The sequence below is a fragment of the Streptomyces sp. NRRL S-495 genome (genome assembly GCF_000966955.1).
GTDB classification, from domain to species: domain Bacteria; phylum Actinomycetota; class Actinomycetes; order Streptomycetales; family Streptomycetaceae; genus Kitasatospora; species Kitasatospora purpeofusca.
Genome location: NZ_JZWY01000606.1, coordinates 1 through 3,704, shown reverse-complemented (window position 1 = coordinate 3,704; position 3,704 = coordinate 1). Strand labels below are relative to the sequence as shown.

Below are 3,704 nucleotides of genomic sequence, written 5' to 3'. Positions count from 1 at the left end.
GCCCGCGTCCAGGTCCACCCCGCCCGCCCGCCGGCGCGGCCGCGCCGCCAGCGCCCGCAGCAGCCAGCCGCCCTGCCCGCAGCCGAGGTCGAGGATCCGCCCCTCCTCCTCCGGGCCGAGCGCCCGCTCCAGCAGCGTCGCCACGGCCTCGTCGGAGAGCGGCGCGGCGATCGGGTGATGGGCGTGGGCGAGCCGGGAGATCGTCTGACGGTCCATTCGAACAGTGTGGCCCACCCGGGCCCCGCCCGTCCGGCCTTCGGCCCGCCTGCCCTTCGCCGCGTCCGGCCTTCGCCCCGCCTGCCTTTTGGGCGTCCGCCCCTACCCGTACGTCCGGCCCTTCCAGGCGGCACCCCGGCCGCGCCAGTGCTGCACCGCCGAGTCGACCGTCATCAGCAGGTACAGCGCCGCCGTGAACGGCAGCAGCAGCGCGGCCGCCGCCGGCTGCCGGTAGTAGCGCAGCATCGGGACGAAGGTGCCCGTCATCAGCGCCCAGGCCGCCCCGCCCGCCACCGCCACCGGCCAGGCACCCGCCGCCACCCCCGCCAGCACCGCCACCGGCGGCACCAGGTACACCAGCGTCAGCCCCAGCACCGTCCCCAGCAGCAGCACCGGCGAATGCCGCAGCTGGGCGTACGCGCTGCGCGACACCATCCGCCACAGCTGCGCCAGCCGCGGGTACGGGCGCACACTGTCCACCTGCTCGGCCAGGCCCAGCCAGGTCCGGCCCCCGGTGGCCTTCACCGCCCGGGCGAGGGACACGTCGTCGATGACCGCGCCCCGGATCGCCGCCACCCCGCCCGCCCGCTCCAGCGCCTCCCGCCGCACCAGCGAGCAGCCGCCGGCCGCCGCCGCCGTCCGGGAACCGGGCCGGTTGCTCCACCGGAACGGGTAGAGCTGGGCGAAGAAGTACACGAAGGCCGGCACGATCAGCCGCTCCCACCCCGTCTCCACCCGCAGCCGGGCCATCTGCGACACCAGGTCCAGCCGGTTCGCCTCCGCCGCCGCCACCAGCTCGGCCAGCGAGTCCGGCCCGTGCGCGATGTCCGCGTCCGTCAGCAGCAGGTACTCGGCGTCCGCCCCCGCCAGCTCCACCCCGTGCCGCACCGCCCACAGCTTGCCCGTCCAGCCCGGCGGCAGCGGGGGAGGGGAAGCCACCGTCAGCTCCAGGCCCCCCGGGGCGGCGAGCGAACGCGCCAGCGCACCGGTGCCGTCCGTGCTGTGGTCGTCCACCAGCACCACCCGCGCCCGCCCCGGGTACTTCTGCGCCAGCAGGCTCGGCAGGGACAGCGGCAGCACCTCGGCCTCGTCCCGGGCCGGCACCACCACCGCCACCTGCGGCCACCGCACGGGCGGACGGCGCGGCGGCAGACGGACATCGGTACGCCAGAACAACCCGTGGCAGCCCGCCAGCCAGAGCCAGACCAGCAGGGAGAGCACGGCGATCCACAGCAGGACGGTCACCCGGGCAGTCTGCCGCACCAAGGGCTCGCGGCGGGGCATCGACTAAAGTCTTGAAGCGTGAAGATCGCACTGATGGACTCGGGAATCGGCCTGCTGGCCGCCGCCGGCGTACTCCGGACCATGCGCCCGGACGTCGATCTGGTGCTCTCCTCCGACCCCGCCTCGATGCCCTGGGGCCCCCGCACGCCCGAGGAGATCACCGAACTCGCCCTCGGCTGTGCCCGCGCCGCCGCCGCGCACGAACCGGACGCGCTGATCATCGCCTGCAACACCGCCTCCGTGCACGCGCTCGCCGCCCTCCGTGCCGAGCTGGAGCCCGCGCTCCCGGTCATCGCCACCGTCCCGGCGATCAAGCCGGCCGCCGCGCTCGGCGGCCCGGTCGCCATCTGGGCCACCCCGGCCACCACCGGCAGCGCGTACCAGCGCGGACTGATCCGCGACTTCGCCGGAACCGCCGCCGTCACCGAGGTGGCCTGCCCCGGGCTCGCCGACGCCGTGGACCACGGCGACCAGGCGGCGATCGACGCGGCCGTCGCCGACGCCGCCGCCCGGACCCCGGCCGGAACGGCGGCCCTGGTCCTCGGCTGCACCCACTACGAACTGGTCGCCGAACGCATCCGCGCCGCCGTCGCACCGACCGCCCTGCCCTCGCTCACCCTGCACGGCTCCGCCGAACCGGTCGTCGCCCAGGCCCTCCGCCGCGTCGCCGACCCCACCCGCCGCGGCAACGGCACCCTCACCGTCCTGCACGCCGGCACCCCGACCACCCTCCCCGCCGTCGCCCTGGCCTACCCCGGAACAGCCCTCCTCGGCGCCACCCCGATCGCGACCCCGGCGGCCTGAGCCTCCGGCAGCCCGGTTGTCCCCCGGACGGTCCGGTGCGTGCCCCGGCGGGTGGAGGGGCTGCTCCTCGACGCTACGCGCGCCGCCGCTCCCACCGACGACCCACCCGGACCGCCGTCGGCCGTGATGTCACACCCGGGGCCGACCCGAGTGCGAGCCGCGCGCGGGAAACACAACCGGCAGCGAAGACCGGCCTCCCTTGCCGCCCCTGACTCGGCCCGTGCCACCCCCGGTCGGTTGCCTGTCCGGGGTGAGGCGGGTTTCGGGCCATCTGCCGGGTGGGGCGGAGGCCGGGCGCAGGAAGTCGGTGGGGCGACTTCCTGCGCGGGGTCAGGCGGCCTGGCCGCGCCAGCGGCGGTAGGCGGGTTCGAGGCCGGACAGGATGGTGTCGAAGCGGCGGGTGCTGGTCGTCGAGTCGACCTGGAGCCGGCTGATCTGGAGCGGGTGGGAGGGGAGCCGGGGGCCGAGGCGGTGGTCGGAGAGGAAGCCGAGCCGGTAGCCCAGCTCCTGGAGGACGCCCTCGGCCCGGACGTCGTGGCCGCCGTCCGGGTAGGCGAAGGCGATCGGCGGCTCGCCGAGCCAGCGGGTGAGGGCCTCGTGGGCGCCGGTGATCTCGGCCCGGACGGTGGCGTCGTCGCAGCGGCCGAGGCACGGGTGCCCCTGGGTGTGGTTGCCGATGGCGACGCCGCCCTCGCGGAGCGCCAGCAGGTCGGCGGGGGTGAGCTGCTCCTGGCCGGGCGGGCGCCGGTCCGCGCTGACCCGCAGCTCCTGGAGGCTGCGCCGGCGGTCCGGGTCGGGCATCGCCTTGAGCCGGCGGAGCAACTGCGAGGGGTGGCCGCAGTCCAGCGAACGGGCCCGCCCGCCGTGCCGGGCGAGGAAGTCGGCCTCGTGCCACCAGAACGGCCGCTCCGTCCCGATCAGCTCGGAGATGACGAAGGCCGCGGCCGGGATGCCGCGTTCGATCAGTGCGGGAAGCGCGTGGGTCAGGACGCTGCGATCGGCGTCGTCGAAGGTCACCAGCACACTGCGGGCGGGCAGCGGACGTCGTTCGGCGACGGCTTCCTGCACGGCGGCGAGCGAGACGGGTGTCGCGAGTCTTCGCAGCCGGTCGAGCTGCGCGCCGAACGATCGGGGGTCGGTGACCCCGTGGTAGGCGAGCACGGCGAGCCGCTGCGCCGCCCGGGCCCGGAACAGCGGCTGGACGGGTACGAACCGCAGCCACTCGCCCCGCGCGTCGGCCGGGCTGCCGGCAGGAGCGCCGACAGGAGCGCCGGCAGGAGCGCCGACGGGAGCGACGGCCGGGCCCTCGACGCGCTCGGGTGTCCGCCGTCCGGGCGTCGCCGCCGGCGCGGGCGCCAGGGCCCGGGCGGGCCGGGAGCAGGTACGGGTGGCCGCGGCGG

General features: G+C 76.6%; 3 protein-coding genes and 1 pseudogene. 1 reads left to right on the top strand and 3 read right to left on the bottom strand.

The window, feature by feature from the left end:
• Positions 1 to 216 (bottom strand): annotated as a pseudogene (locus VR45_RS28670) (SAM-dependent methyltransferase); the annotation flags it as partial.
• 102 nt (positions 217 to 318) lie between these two features.
• Complete coding sequence (locus tag VR45_RS28665) at positions 319 to 1,461, bottom strand: glycosyltransferase (protein ID WP_234326269.1); 1,143 nt, start codon at positions 1,459 to 1,461, stop codon at positions 319 to 321.
• Positions 1,462 to 1,518: 57 nt separating this feature from the next.
• Here VR45_RS28665 and VR45_RS28660 point away from each other — a divergent pair, with 57 nt between their 5' ends.
• Positions 1,519 to 2,304: an aspartate/glutamate racemase family protein gene (locus VR45_RS28660; protein ID WP_045942756.1), complete on the top strand. Its 786-nt coding sequence runs from the start codon at positions 1,519 to 1,521 to the stop codon at positions 2,302 to 2,304.
• Positions 2,305 to 2,634: 330 nt separating this feature from the next.
• Here the strand turns inward: VR45_RS28660 and VR45_RS28655 are convergent.
• Positions 2,635 to 3,704: polysaccharide deacetylase family protein (locus VR45_RS28655; RefSeq protein ID WP_353612725.1), on the bottom strand; the 1,070-nt coding region annotated here is incomplete at its 5' end.